A 16,372-nucleotide genomic window follows, 5' to 3' on the forward strand; every position below is an offset into this window, starting at 1 on the left:
AATAAATCTGGACGGCAATTCATCCCACACTGATTGTGTGGGTATTTCTTAACGAAAAATACAGTGTGGGGCTTCTTGCCGAAGAAAAGCTAAAAAATTAGAAAAATTGTTGTCATTGCGAGGTACGAAGCAATCTCCAAATCTTATACTATTTAGATAAAAATCGCTTTTAATAACTATTATTCATTATTCATTATTCATTATTCATTATTCATTAATTAGCGAGATTTTCTTGCACAATTTTAACTAAATAATTCGTCCAATGATCGACTATATCTTGGTTTTGTGCCTCCACCATTACCCGAATTAAAGGTTCTGTACCTGATGGTCTTACTAACACTCTACCTTGATTTCCCATGGCTATTTGCGCTCGATCGATCCCTTCCTGTAGTGCATCGCAATCTTGCCAATTCAGGCGTTTTTCTCGGTTTTCTACCCGTACATTCTTTAAAACTTGGGGATAGGGAGTAAAACTTTCATTGACGAGGGATGCTAAACAGTCTCCCTTTTGACGCACCAAAGCAGTTAATTGTAACGCAGTTTGTAAACCATCTCCCGAAAAATGATGATGATGGCACAAAATATGCCCCGATTGTTCACCCCCTAACATTGCTCCCGTTTCCCACATGGCGGCTTGAACATATTGATCACCTACGGCAGTACGAAGCAGTTTACCCCCTAACTTTTGCCATGCCACTTCAAAGCCTAAGTTTGCCATGACTGTACCTACTAACAAATTATCGGGTAATTGGTTTTTCTCTTTTAAATATTTACCCCATAAGTATAATATATAGTCGCCACAAATCACACGCCCTAAAGCATCCACCGCCATAACTCGATCGGCATCTCCGTCAAAAGCGAAGCCCATATCTGCTCCATAGTCTTGTACTGCTTTTTGTAACTTGTCGAGATGAGTTGAGCCACAATTAACGTTAATTCGATCGCCATCGGGGCGACAGTGTAAGGAGATAACTTCAGCTCCTAAAGCCTGAAACACAGCAGGAGCAAGTTCTACAGACGCTCCCCAACCTAAATCTAAGACGATGCGCATTCCACTGAAATCCATGTCTTGGGGTAAGGATGCTCTGAGGAAATGAGTGTAATTTTGTACTAAATGATGAGGTTGTGAAACTTTACCACATTTATCGCCTTTGACGCTAATATCACCATCAATGTTTTTTCTGAGGGTGTTTTCGATCGCACTGGTCAACAGTTTATCTAATTTTGTGCCTTCCGAACCAAAAAACTTAATGCCGTTATCTTCGGGAGGGTTATGACTAGCGGAAATCATGATACCGCCTATAGCTTCGGTGGTTTTCGTTAAATAGGCAACGCAGGGAGTCGGACATAAACCCACATTCCACACCTCCAACCCCAAGGAAGTTAACCCCGATGCGATCGCCATAGATAGCATATCGCTAGAGTTACGAGAATCTTGTCCGATAATAACTACCCCCTCAGTGGCTTTAAATTCTCGCCATACCGTAGCCGCCGCCACCCCTACCTCTAAAGCTAAATTGGGGGTTAATAAATCGCCTACCTTGCCTCTTATACCGTCTGTACCGAATAGTTTGCTTGGTAGTCGATCGCTCGGTTTAAATGCTGAAAATCCATTGAGAGAAGTAGAATTTTTTGTAAAAGAAAGTACCATTTTTTTGATGCCTCACACAATTTTTCTATGATTATAGAGTATGTATAACAATCCTGAATCATTTTTTATTATTTGAGGAACAAAAATCTTTAGTAAATATCTTAACTTTATCTATAAATCCTTCTTCTTGTCCACCTGTCTTCCTGTCCACCTGTCTTCCTGTCTTTTTGTCTTCTGGTCAAATACTAGATTGCCTCTAGGTTTTTCTCACCAGTTCTAATACGGATGGTTTCTTCCACAGGAGAAATAAAGATTTTACCATCACCAATTTCCCCAGTACGAGCGGCTTGAACCACTTTATCCACCACCATATCTACTTGGCTATCTTCCACGACAATTTCTACTTTGAGCTTTTGTAAAAACTCTACGGTATATTCAGAACCACGATAACGTTCTGTTTGCCCTTTCTGACGACCAAAACCGCGCACTTCTGATACAGTCATCCCAACAATCCCTGCGTTAACGAGGGCTATTTTGACTTCATCAAGTTTAAAAGGACGAATAATAGCTTCAATCTTTTTCAAGGTGTTTACTCCTCTGATTTTATTTACTTTTATATAGCTTATACAATTTTCCTGTTATTTTCTAACACTGTTACTTGCTGATTTTTTGTAACATTGAATACATTTTGTTGAGAATCACCCCAAAAGGATAAAATTTCCCCTGAGTAAATCATAAAATGATGAAGATGAAAGGGAGAAAATGGGGGATTAGGGTATTGGGGTATTGGGGAGTAATTGTTGCATGAGTGCCTGTTACATAAGAGCCTTTCTTCATTCTTTATTAAATTTAGTCAAGAGCTATAAAAAATCAATTTATGATTATTTTTAGTTTCTGGATAGGAAGCCTACACAATAATCTTTGATTTGGTGTACGGTAGTTCACTCTAAATTCTATCTTGAACTGAGTTAAGTAAGAAAAAATAAGGTTTTAGCAATTCTTTCTCTTTTTCGTGATCTGCAATGTACAATTAGTTTTGCTTAGTTATTATTTATGTTAATGCCTTAGAAATAAATTTTTATGAGTAGAGTTATTGTTATTACATCTGGAAAAGGTGGTGTCGGTAAAACAACTATTACTGCTAATTTAGGTACAGCAGTAGCACAATTGGGCAAAAAAGTCTGTTTGATTGATGCGGATTTTGGTTTAAGAAATTTAGATTTATTGTTAGGATTAGAACAAAGGGTTGTTTATACTATCATTGATGCTTTATCAGGAGAGTGTACTTTAGAAAAAGCGATCGTCAAGGATAAAAGAACCCCCGGACTCAATCTGTTACCTGCGGCACAAAATCGCACGAAAGATGCCATTACACCTGATCAAATGAAGGAGGTAATTGAACAATTAAGTCCTAATTTTGACTATATTTTCGTAGATTGCCCTGCGGGGATTGAAATGGGGTTTAGAAATGCCATCGCTGCCGCTCAGGAAGCCTTGATTGTAACCACTCCTGAAGTTGCAGCCGTTAGGGATGCCGATCGAGTAGTTGGCTTGTTAGAAAGTGAGAGTATGAAAAGTATTCGTTTAATCGTAAACCGTCTGCGTCCAGAAATGGTACAAATGGATGAAATGTTAAGCGTTGAAGATATTTTAGATTTATTGGTTGTACCTTTAATTGGTATTGTACCAGATGATAAGAGAATTATTACATCAGCGAATCGTGGTGAACCATTGGTAATTAGCGAACAAGAATCCCTCCCAGCTATGGCAGTTAAAAATATTGCTAGAAGAATTGATGGTGTGGATGTACCTTATCTGGATTTAATGGCTACTCAAGACACTTTTTTCACTCGTTTACGCCGTTTTTTTGGTTTATCCCAAAAACAAACTTAGAATTGACATGACATAGTTTACTAATCATGCCACAATCTCAAGGGCTTGTTATATAACTAAAGTGACAACAATCTCATTTTTTTATTATTAATTCTCACTCAATATCACCAATGAAAATTTTATGTTTAAAGATATAGTCAATACCATTAATTCATGGACAGCCCCCAAAAAAAGTCGTTATCGTGCTAAAAATAGATTAGAACTGGTTATCGCTCACGATCGAGCCGGTGTTAACCCTGAGTTGATTGATAAAATGCGCCAAGAAATTTTAGAAGTCGTCAGTCGTTATCTCGATATAAATGTGGAAGAAATGGAGTTTTCTATTCAAAGTAACGATCGAAATACATCTTTGAGTGCTAATTTACCCATTAAAAAAGTTAAAAGAACTCCTGATAATAGAAGTTAAGTAGGGGTTGCTGAAAAAGTATTTTGATGAGGGGAGGTAATAGGTAATGGGTAATGGGTAATAGATAAAGTAATGAAAAATCAAGGTTTTGAGACTTTATATTAATATATAATACAAAGTTATTTTAAATAAAATTTAGTAAAAATTGCGAAAACCGCGCACTTTTTGATTAATATATTATGCCTAAATCTGTGATTTTAATAGTCTTCTGATTTATTCAGCAAACCCTAAATTAAAACTGTAAATTTATAACATCTGCATTTTTAAAATACTAAACCTATTATATATCAAAACTTTTAACAATTATTTATTACTAAAATATCATAACTACTGTAGAAGAGCCATTTTTTCTAAATCTCATGATTTTTTCGAGAAAAATTTTGTTAACTATGAGCCGAAAAAGCTTATGTTTCAATACTTTTTTCATCGAATTCAGGTTGATTTAAGGCATCCGTAACTCTAATTACATCGTACATTTGTTCTACGTCATGGACTCTCAAAATATTAGCACCCTGAGTAATAGCATAACTGCAAGTTGCGGCTGTACCCCAAATTCTCTCTAAGGGATTTTCTTTGTTTAAAATTTTGCCGATAAAACTTTTTCTGGATGTACCAATTAAGACAGGAAAACCTAATGTTTTAATCTCTGATATATTTCTCAGAATTTCTAAGTTTTGTTCATAAGTTTTGGCGAAACCGATACCCGGATCGAGGATAATATGTTCTTTTTTGATTCCTAACTTAATTGCTTCTGCAATTCTTTCTTGAAAAAATAGCTTAATTTCACCGATTAAATCTTGATAATCTGTCAAGTTTTGCATGGTTTCAGGAGTCCCTTTTATGTGCATTAAAATAATCGGTACTTGCAGTTTTGCCACCTCTGCTAACATCGATCGATCAAACGTTCCACTTGAAATATCATTAACTATATCCGCTCCATGCTCAATAGCTTGTTGTGCTACTGTTGCCCTCGTAGTATCGATCGAAATAGGTGTATCCGAAATCTTGCGTAACTCGCAAATAATGGGAATAACCCTTTCTAATTCTTCATCTAGGGTAATTTGTTGCGCCCCCGGACGGGTGGATTGCCCACCAATATCAATTATATCAGCACCTCGATCGATCATCATTAGAGCTTGTTTTAAAGCCGTTTCCCGATGATTAAATTTTCCACCATCGCTAAAACTATCAGGAGTGACATTCAAAATCCCCATTAAATAGGTACGACTTTCCCAGATAAAACGATGATTACGAATAGATAAAGACTCATACATACACAAATGAGTAAGGAGTAAGGAGTAAGGAGTAAGGAGTAATGAGTAAGGAGTAAGGAGTAAGGAGTAAGGAGTAAGGAGTAATGAGTAATGAGTAATGAGTAATGAGTAATGAGTAAGGAGTAACCTCCCGAATATGTCATTGCGAGGTAACGAAGCAATCTTTCTTCAATTCTCTATTCTCAATTCTCCATTCTCAATTCTCCATTCTTAATTCTTCATTCTTCATTCTATTGATAGTTTACCAAACGGGCAAAGCTAGAAGCCTCAAGACTTGCACCGCCCACCAATGCACCATCAATCTCTGGTTGTGCCATAATCTCATCCACGTTACTAGGATTGACCGAACCACCATACTGTATAGTAATGTCTTGATTGGTTAATTTCGATCGAATTATACCGATGACTCGATCGGCTTCTGTAGCTTCGCAAGTGTCACCAGTACCAATCGCCCAAATAGGCTCGTATGCGATGACAAGGTTATTTTGATCTACATTAATTAAACCTTTTTGTAACTGATTGATAATCACATTTTCCGTTTCTCCTGCGTCTCGTTGTGCTTTACTTTCACCCACACAAAGGATAGGAGTTAGATTATATTTTTGTGCCGCCAATAAACGACTGTTGACGGTTTCATCGGTTTCTCCAAAATACTGACGGCGTTCACTATGCCCGACTATTACATAATTCATTCCAATTTCAGATAGCATAGCACCAGAAATTTCTCCAGTAAATGCACCTTGATCAGCCCAATGGATATTTTGAGCGCCTAGTTTAACTCTACTACCGTGTAAATTTTTAGACATAAAACTTAAACTGGTAAAAGGTACACACAAAACTACCTCTCTAGTTTCGCTAGTATCTTCTAAATGAGGCAAAAAAGCCTGTAAAAATTCGAGAGACTCCCCTTGAGTCTTGTGCATTTTCCAGTTACCAGCAATTATAATTTTTCGCACTTTTACTCCTAATTTCTTCTATTTTGTTAATATATTGTTCTCATGCTTTAATTGATCAAGTCTAAATATTATTCAATAAGCATAAGTATCAAAAATATAATATTATAATCGATCGGTATTTTAGGCAATTGTTAAGGATTAATTAAGGTATTAGGTTAAAGAATAGACATCATTTGGGAGAAAAACAGGCAAGTCGGAGAAAAACAGGCAAGATGCCTGTTATACGGTGGTAAAAATCTGATATTATTGGGGAATTTCAAAATTAAATTTAACTTTTGTTTGGATGGTTTCATTAAGCCATGTATTAAACAACTCATCTAATAATCTGCGTCTCATATTTTGATCTAATTGAGCCGTCATATATTTTTCTAGTCTTAAAATCACAATCCATTCTCCAATTCTACAGGGGGGCAATATTTGTCCGGGTTGTGAAGTCATTAATCTTCTCGCAATTTCTGGATGTGGTACAGTTAACTCCACTGGTCCGATTAATCCTCCTGTTTCGGCTTCTGCCCCCTGAGAGTGTTGTCTTGCCAATTCGGCAAATTCTTTTTCCCCTTCACAGGCACGAAAATATAACTCTTGGGCTTCTCCTGCGTTACGAGTACGAATTAAGGAATAAACGACTTTATCTAATTGTTGTTTGCGTTTTAAGTAATAATTTTGTAATTCTGTTCCCCAAGTTTTCTCTTTATACTTTTCTAATTTTATCCCCCTTAAAATCCTATTTTGTAATTGTTCTCTCGTTAAATAGTTTTTTTCTAACCATACTTGTAATTTTTCAGGTTCTTTAGGATTGAGTTGCATTTGCATAAAGAATTGTTGTTCTGCCATAGCAGTTTCTTCCGCAGTACATTCTATACCTTCGATCGCACCATCCAAAATAATTTCTTTGGCGAGGGGTGCAATCATTTGTTTTTCAGCTAAAAAAGAAAAAATATTCTCTGGAGTAACAACAACACTACCAACTTCTAAGCTAGGATTCATAAATAATAATCAAAAAACATAACATCAAATACTATAGCAATGAATGAGAAATGAAAAATAAGGAATGAGTCAACCTGAGTTCAACATAAAATGATGATAATTCGATAATGGAGAATTTATTGTCTTTTACCTATCTTCAGCAGACGACTTAAATGCAAAGTAGCTTATTATTGCACCAGTTTTTTGATACCTTCGAGAGTCACTTTTTGTCCTAAAAAACTGGTAACGTTATGGATAAGTGCCTTAAAAGGATGTTGGAATTTATCTAATTCCTGAGAGGCTTCCATTTCTATTTTTGTTACCGTGTCATTGTCTAACTTTAATAATTCCACAAGTTGACGATAAACCGCTTTTTCTTCCCGACAAATTAAATTGCCTTCGTCATCTGGACTGGCTTTGATTACCATATAAGCTAATTTTACTGCTAAATAACGATCCTCGATCGATTCTAAACGAGGTGCTAAATCTTTTAAAGGAATGGGATTATATTTATAATCATTTAAAATGTCCTTGAAAGCGTTTTCAGCTTTTATTCTGGCTTCTATTTGTTCATAAACTAAAGGATTAGTAGAAAAAGGATCATATAAAGTCATGTTATCCTCTATGTAGGCAATCGGTTCTGGATCTACGGGCAAATCTGTTTTAAACTTTTCTATTAATACGTCCGTTTCTTCCTGACTTAAATCTCCGTCTGCCCACGCAACAGCACAGAGAATCTGTAAAATATTACCGTGAGACTCTGGTAACTGAAAACTTGTTTTTTCTGACATGGCATTATTCCCTCATTGTTATAAAATCTTGACTATTACTATAGCAGACTACCACTGACAATTATTAAGATTCACTCTTTTTCAGGTTTTCTTAATTCGATTATAAAAACAAAATTTATTGTAATAATTCGATCGAACTTAAAGAAATAAAATATCTCACCTTGCTACCTAGATTGTCATAAAAATTATTATTTTTTCCTTAAATATTGTCTTGATATGAAATAAACTTGATTCATTTTTAGTGCATAAATTTAGTTAAATAGTTAGGCTTTCTGATTTTTTCTTCCCAGATCAATAAAAAGTGGTATTCTGTAATTAATAATTTATAAACATACAAAAATGTAAATAAATGAATAAGTCTTTTGTCCATAAAAATCTCTCCTTTCTTCTTCTGGGAATCCTTGCTACAGCATCGATCGAACCAAGGATACTTCCAGTAAATGCGAATACTCCTCCTCAGATAATTGCTCAAGGAAACAATGACGAAAAAATTAGAATCGCTGTTTTAGATTTTGATTACAGTGCCTTAAGTAATCCTCAATGGTTATTAAATATTTTTGGAGGCACTGCCAGTGGAGTCAGTGATATTTTTGTTAATCGTTTAGTGGACTCTGAAAAATATCGAGTCATCGAAAGAAGTCGTATTAATGCAGTTTTACAGGAACAAAATTTAGGTGCGACAGGTAGAGTTGATCCGAGTACTGCCGCTCAAATTGGTCGTTTGTTGGGAGTCGAAGTAGTTTTAATTGGTTCTGTTACTCAGTTTGATATTCAAAAACAAGGTTCTAGTTTTGGCTTGTTTGGAGTTAGTGTTGGTGGACAAACTACCGAAGCCCTTGTCACCCTTAATGTTAGAGCCGTCAATACTACCACAGGTGAAATCATCATGGGTGCAGAAGGTAGTGGGGTTGGTACTCAAAAAGATGATCAAGTATATGTTTTGGGTATGGGAGGCGGTACAACCACTAGCAACGAAGGGAAACTCTTATCGGTAGCGACTCAAAAGGCTGTTGATGAAATTTTAGCCGAAATGCAAAACAAAAACGATCGATTAACTGCTGTGCCTAAAGTTTTGCCCTCTGTTAATGCTGTAGTTGCAGATATTAGTGGCGGAAATATTGTTTTAAATAAAGGTACAAGTGACGGTTATCGTGCAGGAATGAAAGTTTCGATCGAACGAGTGGGGAGAGAAATTAAAGACCCAGAAACGGGCAAGGTTATTCGTCGTTTAACTACTCCCGTCGGTATTGTGGAATTATACGATGTGGACTCATCTTCCAGTATTGGTAAAACGGTTTCTGGAAATGGTTTTCAAGTCGGTGACGTTGCTACCCCTGTTCAATAAATAATGGGTTTTCGGGCTGATCTGTTTTAAAGTGTTCTATTGATAATTTTGCTCTTTTTCACTTAAAATCAGCCCCTGAAACAGCACATAGAATCCTTCAAATAATCATTGTTTAAGGGGTGGGAAAAGAAATAAATTTACCGATAAAAGTCAGCAATCCCGTCACTAACACTCCCACTATGCTCAGAAAACCGATAGTTAAGGTATTTAAGCGACTATTCACCTCATCAAAACGCTTATCCACACTATCAAAACGCTTATCCACCCCATCAAGACGTTTGATGATTTGTTCATTTTCAGTTTTCAGTTTTTCAACGTCTATTATGATATTGTTTACTTTGGTTTCCAGATTTTCGATTTTTTGATCTAATTTATCGATTTTTGCGTCTAACAAATCAAACTTAGAATCAATTTTTGCATCTAGTTTATCCATTTTACTGTCTAGTTTATTGAGTACGTCCACTAGACTTATTTCGATGGTTTGTGTCATGATATTATCTCAGTTATTTTAATAATGATTGTAGAGTACAGACTCTTTTTTATCCTATCAAAAAATAATAGAAATTTCTGAAGATCGTCATTTTTACTAAACATTCTGAAATTAAAATTGTCTTGTACTTTGTCATATAATTTATGAAAATTGGTATTATTGGTTTAGGTTTAATGGGTGGTTCGTTGGCGTTGGATTTAACCCGTCTTGGTTATGAGGTAATCGGCGTTTCTCGTCAATTAAGTACTTGTAATATTGCTTTCGATCGAGCCATAGTCAGCCGTGCTAGTGTTGATTTAGAAATTTTGGCTCAAACAGACCTAATCTTTATTTGTACCCCCATAGCATCTATTTTACCCACCTTAGAAAGACTAATTAAGTATCTACCACCCCATGTTGTTATTACCGATGTAGGTTCGGTTAAGGGTTCGATCGTACCTCAAGCCACCGAGTTATGGAGTAATTTTGTCGGTAGTCACCCTATGGCTGGTACAGCAAATCAAGGCATTGAAGCGGTAGAGTCGAATTTGTTTAAAAATGCTCCTTGTGTGATTACGCCCCTAGAAAATACCCCTGAAAAAAATGTAGAGATTGTCAAAAAGATTTGGCAAGAAGTAGGATGCAAAATATATATGTCATCGCCTGAAACTCACGATCGAGCCGTAGCATGGATTTCTCATTTACCTGTGATGATTAGTGCTAACTTGATTAATAGTTGCGTGAATCACGAAAATCAAGAAGTAGTAAATCTAGCGAAAAATTTAGCAAGTTCGGGGTTTAAAGATACCAGTCGAGTAGGGGGAGGAAATCCCGAATTAGGCTTAATGATGGCACAATATAACAAAGCACAATTATTAAATTCTTTAAAGGAATATCAACAAAATTTGAGCAGTATTATTGAAGATATTGAACAGGAAAAATGGTCAATTTTAGAAGATATTTTAAACAAAACTCAACAAGAAAGACCTAATTTTCTCTGTTAATAATTACTATAGTTAATTATTTCGATCGAACTTTCAACACATTTTATTTAATTGTCTATTAAGAAAAGTTATAATCACAATTATATAATGGAGAAAAAACTATGAACACAACCATAACAATTAATTTTACTGCCGAAGGAAAATTAGAACTCCCCCCCGAAATTTCTCGGATTTTCTCCGAAGGTGAGCAATATTCAGTGGATATAAATTCTGATACAATTTGTTTTAAAAAAGTCCCTCAATTCGATTGGAATCAATGGCAAAAAAGTCTTGATGAAGCTGGGGATGATCCAGATGAGATGACTACAGAAGAAATTTGTGAGATTGTCAGAGAAGTTCGTAGAGAGATGAAAAAATGAAAGTAGTTTTAGATACAAATATTTGGGTATCTGCTTGGTTATGGCGAGGTTTGCTCGGTAATTTCATTCATTTAGCCCGACAAAAACAAATTATAATTTGTACTTCTGAGCCTTTGTTAACGGAATTAGAAAATACTTTAAGTTATAAAAAACTTCAGAAAAGAATATTATCTCTGAATTTTACCAAAGAGCAATTATTAATAGGAACTAGAGAAATTAGTAATATTTATCTTATTACTGAGCTTAATGTTCCCGAACTTCGTGATCCTGATGATAACATAATTTTAGCAACTGCCATCGCATCTAAAGCCGATGTAATCATTACGGGAGATCAAGATTTACTCACATTAATTGAATATCAAAAAATCCCGATTATGACAGCTAAAACTTTTTTGAATCAATGGGAAAATTAGTTTATATTTAATTGTTTCGATCGAACTTTCAACACATTTTATTTAATTGTCTATATTCTCCATTTCCTTCATTATTTTCATCGTCTCTATACTGACAGTTGTTACCCTCATTAACAAATCAATTACCTTTTCTTTATAGTCAGCAAAACGATAATTATTAAACTTTTCTGCAATCGTTTTATCCTAATGTGAAATTCTTATATAATATAGAGTATAAGTTAGTTATAATTGACGAGCGATTTTCCAAACAGCCCACAAATTACCCTGCATTAATGCACTAATTCCCTTGAGGTATTGAAATTCTACTATCTCTGGTTTTAATTCTAAAGCAGGTTGCAAGGCTTTCTCTCCTTCTCTACCCTTCCAGTCATACAAATAAAGAAAACTTAAATAGGCATGGTTAAAGGCGTTTTCGGGATTTTCTGTCACTAATTTTTGCGCGGTTTCGATCGAATCGTCAACCTTTTGTTGTAAAACTTGAGCAAGGAGTAAAGTGTAAAAATAATCTGAATTAGTCTCCCTTTGTAAACGATATTGCATAGCTTTTTCTGCTACTTTGAGATAATCTTGAGTAGGATCATATTGATTAATGCGGGTAACTTCGGCAAATACAGGGGTTAAACCGTCAAGCCCTTGAGACAAATTAGGTGCAAATTGAGTGATTTGAGAAACTAAATCTAATTCTCTATTAGTTTCTATTTCCGCTTCATTATTGATAGTTACTATTACCTCTGGAATGACAATTTCTTGGGTTTCTCCATTAGCATAGTTAAGATAAGTTGCCTTTAAAATATATTCGCCTTCCCCAAGAGAATTAGGTACAAACATTGCCGTATTTTCGATGACTTGAAAATCTCGATTAAGTTGCTCAGATGTTAACTTATTCGGGTGTAAATTTCCCATAGCAATATGATGATCATGTATCCATTTTTCTTCATTGTCAAGGGATTTCCAATCTAAAATTACGATAGCATTATTAAGATTTTCCCACGAACCAGACCATTTATAAGTAATCGGAATAGGTTGCCCTGAAGGGAATATTTCAGGCACAATAACTTCATCTAGTTTTACTTGACTATCTTGACTATTTAAAGTTAAAACTTCATTTAAAGGTAATTTTTTGCGGTATAATTTTAACTCACTATCATCAGGTAATGTCCATTGATTTACTCTATAAAAATCTCCACTATTTTCTACTAATTCCACAGTTTTTTGTTGAGTATCTGGTATCGAACCCTGATAGCCTGTTTTGAGTAAAAACCAATCCATTGAATTAACATCTTGATTAATTTCGGCTTCCCTAACTCCCACTTGTCTGCCGAAAACTTGAAAGCTAGGAATTGCTCCATAAAATGAGATATTATGTTGATTAACTTCGGGGGTAGAAGGTAAAACTCCGATATTAGATTTTAGATAAGGAGTTATTTCGATCGCACTGGGAATAACCTTTGGGGTTGCCCATTCTTCTCCCATATAGGGAAAATTTTGCATTTTTGGACTTAAATTTTGGGTTAAAAATTCACCCCCTAAAGGAAAGATATTAAATACCATTAATACCAGAGATAATAACACAATAAATGTTCTTAAAATTTTATGTCCAATATTTTGATAACTGAAAATTAAAGCTGAGATAATTAATACTAAAACGGGAATTAAAGGTAAAATATATCGATCGTCCTTATTCATGTTAAGTGATGATAATAAATACCCTCCCACCAAAAATATAATTAACCAAAGACTGATTAAAACTGTCACAGAATAATTTTTACTAAAATTGCGTTTATTCTGATAAAATTTAGCTTGTAAAAAAGACCAGATATTTTTATATTTATCACTGTTATTAGTATAATATTTGATAAGCAAATAGATTAAACATACTAAAGGAATAATTACTAAATGCCATGATAATAAAAAGGGTAAAACTTCACCGTAAAAAGTCCAAGCCGCTAGGGTATTTAAAGGAGGATCACCTTCGATTATAGCAGAGTCGATCGTGGCACGTTTACCAGAGGTAAAAATTAAAAGCCAATTGGTACGATACCAAGGAAAAAAGATGAAAACTGAGATAACAAAACTTGCAATTAATTGAGTTAATTTATGCCATTTTCTATAGATTAATAAAGAGATAAAAGCGAAACTAATAGGTAAAAATAGGAAGAATGCAAAGGTTTGTTTTAACATTACTCCTAAACCGAAAGAAATCCCTGATAAAATAGCTAATCCCCAAGAAGATTTTGTTTTGGTAAAATACCAATAACTTAAACAAACAAAACTAAAAGTAACGATGACGGTGAGGGGATAATCTAATAAAAATTCGAGACGATAACGATATAAAGCAGGAATTAATTGCACTAATAAACAGGCAAATAAAGCGATTTTGGAGTTAAAAAATAAGACTCCTAAGCAAAATATTGAGATTAATAAAATAAAACTAAATAGGGATAAAACTAAGTTACCATGATCTACACTTGCTCCCAAACTTAAAAAAAATGGCGAGGTGATAATATACATTAAAGGGGGTACTTTATTGGATAATAACCAAAATTCACGCCACCATGAGCCGTTAAAAAAATCAGGATTTTTCAAGGCTTCTTTATACAACATTGTACCGTTGAGATATTCGGAAGGGTCCCAAGAAGGTATAGTATTATCTAAACTAAACCAGATTCTGTCAATGATAAACCCCAACGCCCAAATTAATATTAAACTAATAATAATGAAGATTGGAGAGGTTCGATCGACAGATATTTCACTGTTTTTCTGTTGATTTGATAATACCATTTTTTTCCCTTGTTAAAGTATAGTAAAATTCGGTGATAAACGATCGGCACACTGCCTAACCAATTTATTTTATACCGAACAAGGTCATAATGTGGGTATTAAGGAAACTGTTAGGGGTGCTTTTGGCGTTTGTGTTAGCATAATCAATATAATTAAACTGCTGGTAACTTAAAATTATGGTTTATTTATCAACACCCTTAGAGTTAGAGTTGCAACTAAATGATGAGCAATTTTTTGAAATTTGCCACAAGCACAGAGATTTAAGATTTGAACGTAATGCACAGGGAGATTTAATTATTATGCCACCCACTGGAGGATTAACTGGTAATCGTAATTCGGATATTAATTATCAATTAAATGCTTGGAATCGACAAAAAAAATTAGGTAAAGTGTTTGATTCTTCCACTGGTTTTAAGTTACCAAATGGGGCAAATCGATCGCCAGATGCTTCTTTTATTACTTTAGAAAAATGGCATAGTTTAACTCCTTCTCAACAGGAAAAATTTTTACCTCTAGCACCAGATTTTTCGATCGAACTCAAGTCACCTTCTGATAAACTGAGTGATACTCAAAAGAAAATGCAAGAATATATCGATAATGGAGTTAAATTAGGATGGTTAATTAATCCCGAAAAAAAAGAAGTAGAAATCTATCGACAAGGGCAGAAAAAAGAGATTTTAAATAATCCGAAAAATTTATCAGGAGAAGATATTTTGCCTGATTTTATCTTAGATTTAAGTGAGATTTTTTAGTTTTAATTGCTTTGACAAGGTAAAGTTAAATAAATCTTAGATTATCGGGCTAAAACCCGAACTACAAACAAATAAAACCACTGAATTATCTAGTATATGATAAGATGGTTTTAAAATTAAATGGAGTTAAGTTGATGAAAGCATTTGAGGTAATGGCAACCCTAAATAATGAAAAAGAACTTTTATTAGACTTCTCCATTAATTAAGATTTTAAGGGCTTAAGCCCTTACTACGAACCAATTAAAAATAATTTTTACCAGATGTCTATTAGATGATTATTTGGATTTAGTTACTCCCAGTCGAGTTAAAGTTATTAGAACTCTTGCAAAATAAAAATTAAGCTAAAATTACCACAATTTAAAATCAATTTTATCACTGTTACCTGTTTCTGCAACTTCTGCAATTTAACATAAGATGCGATCGAGCTTTCTGTAATTAAGATGGGGAGGTTCGATCGAACTTTATTAAATTGTTTGAGGGTTTTGTTATCATTAAACTAGACTAATTTTCGTCACGGAGTCAATTTTATGCCTTCCCTCAAAATTATGGAAATTGAACAAAAATTAAGAGAGTATTCTGTGGAAGATAAACAATGGTTATTAGAAGAATTACACAAGCATTTGGACGAATTAAAAGAAAACCAATATAGACAACAGGCAAAAGACTTGATTACAGAAACATTAAATGAAGTTCAAAATATGCCTGACGATTGTTATGAGGAAATTTGGCAAAAATTTGATGATGTTTGTTCAAGAATTACCGCAAACATAGACAAGTCTGATTTACTATGATGTTTGTTGAAGACTCCCCTTTGGTTATTCTTGATACCTCAGTTTTTTTGTCTGCTTTGTTAACTAAAAATCCTAATAGTGCATCTTGTCAAATTCTTCGTTATTGGCGACAGGGTAGATTTAAGTTAGTTATCTCTCCTCAATTATTGGAAGAATTAGTTGAAAAATTATTAGTCAAAAATATCGACAAAAATGATATTAAGGATATTTTAACCGCTATTTTTTATACTGCTATCAAGATTCAAGGTATTTATCAGGCAAGTTTGCTCGATCGCATTGATCCTAATGATAATATGTTTTTAGCCGCCGCTTATGAATCAGGGGCTGATTATCTAGTTTCTTTGGATAAAAAACACATTTTGCCATTAAAGCATTATCACCGCACACAAATTTTATCCCCTGATTTATTTTTGCGAGTTTGTCAGTTAGGTTGAAAATTGCTACTCAAATCCGCTCTATGAAACTTACTCAAACTTGATCAAGAATGGTCAAGTTCCCACTCTTCATGGGATGGACGTTCACTTCCTGCTTCACCGAATCCCTAATAGACTTGCCATTAAGTTGGTTTGACTCTCCACAGG

At 34.5% G+C, this 16,372-nt stretch carries 17 protein-coding genes; 9 read left to right on the forward strand and 8 right to left on the reverse strand.

The genetic code is table 11. The features are described 5' to 3' along the window. Positions 1–214 precede the first annotated feature (214 nt). Positions 215–1,651: a phosphoglucosamine mutase gene (gene glmM / locus ACN4EE_RS18055; RefSeq protein ID WP_431707871.1), complete on the reverse strand. Its 1,437-nt coding sequence runs from the start codon at positions 1,649–1,651 to the stop codon at positions 215–217. 185 nt (positions 1,652–1,836) lie between these two features. Further along, positions 1,837–2,175: a P-II family nitrogen regulator gene (locus ACN4EE_RS18060; RefSeq protein WP_017294536.1), complete on the reverse strand. Its 339-nt coding sequence runs from the start codon at positions 2,173–2,175 to the stop codon at positions 1,837–1,839. 496 nt (positions 2,176–2,671) lie between these two features. Here ACN4EE_RS18060 and minD point away from each other — a divergent pair, with 496 nt between their 5' ends. Both minD and minE read left to right on the forward strand, forming a co-directional pair. After that, positions 2,672–3,484: a septum site-determining protein MinD gene (minD, locus tag ACN4EE_RS18065; protein WP_431707872.1), complete on the forward strand. Its 813-nt coding sequence runs from the start codon at positions 2,672–2,674 to the stop codon at positions 3,482–3,484. Positions 3,485–3,605: 121 nt separating this feature from the next. Then, positions 3,606–3,890 carry a cell division topological specificity factor MinE gene (minE, locus tag ACN4EE_RS18070; RefSeq protein WP_431707873.1) on the forward strand — a complete coding sequence of 95 codons (285 nt, stop codon included), beginning with the start codon at positions 3,606–3,608 and terminating at the stop codon, positions 3,888–3,890. 404 nt (positions 3,891–4,294) lie between these two features. On the opposite strand, the gene folP is transcribed toward minE, so the two are convergent. The 4 genes from folP to ACN4EE_RS18090 all read right to left on the reverse strand — a co-directional run bounded on the left by folP (position 4,295) and on the right by ACN4EE_RS18090 (position 7,877). Then, positions 4,295–5,164, reverse strand: a complete 870-nt coding sequence (folP, locus tag ACN4EE_RS18075) for a dihydropteroate synthase (RefSeq protein ID WP_431707874.1) — start codon at positions 5,162–5,164, stop codon at positions 4,295–4,297. 230 nt (positions 5,165–5,394) lie between these two features. Continuing rightward, complete coding sequence (tpiA, locus tag ACN4EE_RS18080; RefSeq protein WP_431707875.1) at positions 5,395–6,120, reverse strand: triose-phosphate isomerase; 726 nt, start codon at positions 6,118–6,120, stop codon at positions 5,395–5,397. A gap of 243 nt (positions 6,121–6,363) precedes the next feature. After that, complete coding sequence (locus ACN4EE_RS18085; RefSeq protein WP_431707876.1) at positions 6,364–7,107, reverse strand: peptidylprolyl isomerase; 744 nt, start codon at positions 7,105–7,107, stop codon at positions 6,364–6,366. A 167-nt stretch (positions 7,108–7,274) separates the two neighbouring features. Continuing rightward, positions 7,275–7,877 carry a tellurite resistance TerB family protein gene (locus ACN4EE_RS18090; protein WP_431707877.1) on the reverse strand — a complete coding sequence of 201 codons (603 nt, stop codon included), beginning with the start codon at positions 7,875–7,877 and terminating at the stop codon, positions 7,275–7,277. A gap of 349 nt (positions 7,878–8,226) precedes the next feature. Between ACN4EE_RS18090 and ACN4EE_RS18095 the strand changes: the two genes are divergently transcribed. Beyond that, a complete protein-coding gene (locus tag ACN4EE_RS18095; protein ID WP_431707878.1) occupies positions 8,227–9,222 on the forward strand; it encodes a CsgG/HfaB family protein in 996 nt (331 codons plus the stop codon). A 112-nt stretch (positions 9,223–9,334) separates the two neighbouring features. Here the strand turns inward: ACN4EE_RS18095 and ACN4EE_RS18100 are convergent, their stop codons facing one another. Further along, positions 9,335–9,712, reverse strand: coding sequence for a coiled-coil domain-containing protein (locus ACN4EE_RS18100; protein ID WP_431707879.1), 378 nt, complete (start codon positions 9,710–9,712; stop codon positions 9,335–9,337). Between the two features lie 143 nt (positions 9,713–9,855). Here ACN4EE_RS18100 and ACN4EE_RS18105 point away from each other — a divergent pair, with 143 nt between their 5' ends. The 3 genes from ACN4EE_RS18105 (at position 9,856) to ACN4EE_RS18115 (ending at position 11,467) form a co-directional block, all read left to right on the forward strand. After that, a complete protein-coding gene (locus tag ACN4EE_RS18105; protein WP_431707880.1) occupies positions 9,856–10,695 on the forward strand; it encodes a prephenate/arogenate dehydrogenase in 840 nt (279 codons plus the stop codon). 101 nt (positions 10,696–10,796) lie between these two features. Continuing rightward, positions 10,797–11,054: a hypothetical protein gene (locus tag ACN4EE_RS18110; RefSeq protein ID WP_431707881.1), complete on the forward strand. Its 258-nt coding sequence runs from the start codon at positions 10,797–10,799 to the stop codon at positions 11,052–11,054. Continuing rightward, the gene (locus ACN4EE_RS18115) at positions 11,051–11,467 is read left to right on the forward strand and encodes a putative toxin-antitoxin system toxin component, PIN family (protein WP_431707882.1); all 417 of its coding nucleotides are present in this window, start codon (positions 11,051–11,053) and stop codon (positions 11,465–11,467) included. Before ACN4EE_RS18110 ends, ACN4EE_RS18115 begins: the two co-directional genes overlap by 4 nt. A 222-nt stretch (positions 11,468–11,689) precedes the next feature. Here the strand turns inward: ACN4EE_RS18115 and ACN4EE_RS18120 are convergent, their stop codons facing one another. After that, the gene (locus tag ACN4EE_RS18120) at positions 11,690–14,248 is read right to left on the reverse strand and encodes a phospholipid carrier-dependent glycosyltransferase (RefSeq protein ID WP_431707883.1); all 2,559 of its coding nucleotides are present in this window, start codon (positions 14,246–14,248) and stop codon (positions 11,690–11,692) included. Between the two features lie 176 nt (positions 14,249–14,424). Here ACN4EE_RS18120 and ACN4EE_RS18125 point away from each other — a divergent pair, with 176 nt between their 5' ends. The 3 genes from ACN4EE_RS18125 (at position 14,425) to ACN4EE_RS18135 (ending at position 16,225) form a co-directional block, all read left to right on the forward strand. Further along, entirely contained in the window at positions 14,425–15,000 is a 576-nt protein-coding gene (locus ACN4EE_RS18125) for a Uma2 family endonuclease (RefSeq protein WP_431707884.1), read from the forward strand. A gap of 545 nt (positions 15,001–15,545) precedes the next feature. Beyond that, positions 15,546–15,791 (forward strand): hypothetical protein, encoded by a 246-nt coding sequence (locus tag ACN4EE_RS18130; protein ID WP_431707886.1) that lies wholly within the window; start codon positions 15,546–15,548, stop codon positions 15,789–15,791. Beyond that, positions 15,788–16,225, forward strand: coding sequence for a putative toxin-antitoxin system toxin component, PIN family (locus ACN4EE_RS18135; protein WP_431707887.1), 438 nt, complete (start codon positions 15,788–15,790; stop codon positions 16,223–16,225). Before ACN4EE_RS18130 ends, ACN4EE_RS18135 begins: the two co-directional genes overlap by 4 nt. Positions 16,226–16,372: the final 147 nt, after the last annotated feature.

It is taken from the genome of Geminocystis sp. CENA526, from assembly GCF_050753365.1.
GTDB lineage: Bacteria > Cyanobacteriota > Cyanobacteriia > Cyanobacteriales > Cyanobacteriaceae > Geminocystis.

Excerpts from the sequence above, each read along its gene's own strand:
- glmM (WP_431707871.1), bottom strand. The coding sequence starts at position 1,651 with ATGGTACTTTCTTTTACAAAAAATTCTACTTCTCTCAATGGATTTTCA.
- minD (WP_431707872.1), top strand. The coding sequence starts at position 2,672 with ATGAGTAGAGTTATTGTTATTACATCTGGAAAAGGTGGTGTCGGTAAA.
- minE (WP_431707873.1), top strand. The coding sequence starts at position 3,606 with ATGTTTAAAGATATAGTCAATACCATTAATTCATGGACAGCCCCCAAA.
- folP (WP_431707874.1), bottom strand. The coding sequence starts at position 5,164 with ATGTATGAGTCTTTATCTATTCGTAATCATCGTTTTATCTGGGAAAGT.
- ACN4EE_RS18085 (WP_431707876.1), bottom strand. The coding sequence starts at position 7,107 with ATGAATCCTAGCTTAGAAGTTGGTAGTGTTGTTGTTACTCCAGAGAAT.
- ACN4EE_RS18090 (WP_431707877.1), bottom strand. The coding sequence starts at position 7,877 with ATGTCAGAAAAAACAAGTTTTCAGTTACCAGAGTCTCACGGTAATATT.
- ACN4EE_RS18095 (WP_431707878.1), top strand. The coding sequence starts at position 8,227 with ATGAATAAGTCTTTTGTCCATAAAAATCTCTCCTTTCTTCTTCTGGGA.
- ACN4EE_RS18100 (WP_431707879.1), bottom strand. The coding sequence starts at position 9,712 with ATGACACAAACCATCGAAATAAGTCTAGTGGACGTACTCAATAAACTA.
- ACN4EE_RS18105 (WP_431707880.1), top strand. The coding sequence starts at position 9,856 with ATGAAAATTGGTATTATTGGTTTAGGTTTAATGGGTGGTTCGTTGGCG.
- ACN4EE_RS18110 (WP_431707881.1), top strand. The coding sequence starts at position 10,797 with ATGAACACAACCATAACAATTAATTTTACTGCCGAAGGAAAATTAGAA.
- ACN4EE_RS18115 (WP_431707882.1), top strand. The coding sequence starts at position 11,051 with ATGAAAGTAGTTTTAGATACAAATATTTGGGTATCTGCTTGGTTATGG.
- ACN4EE_RS18120 (WP_431707883.1), bottom strand. The coding sequence starts at position 14,248 with ATGGTATTATCAAATCAACAGAAAAACAGTGAAATATCTGTCGATCGA.
- ACN4EE_RS18125 (WP_431707884.1), top strand. The coding sequence starts at position 14,425 with ATGGTTTATTTATCAACACCCTTAGAGTTAGAGTTGCAACTAAATGAT.
- ACN4EE_RS18130 (WP_431707886.1), top strand. The coding sequence starts at position 15,546 with ATGGAAATTGAACAAAAATTAAGAGAGTATTCTGTGGAAGATAAACAA.
- ACN4EE_RS18135 (WP_431707887.1), top strand. The coding sequence starts at position 15,788 with ATGATGTTTGTTGAAGACTCCCCTTTGGTTATTCTTGATACCTCAGTT.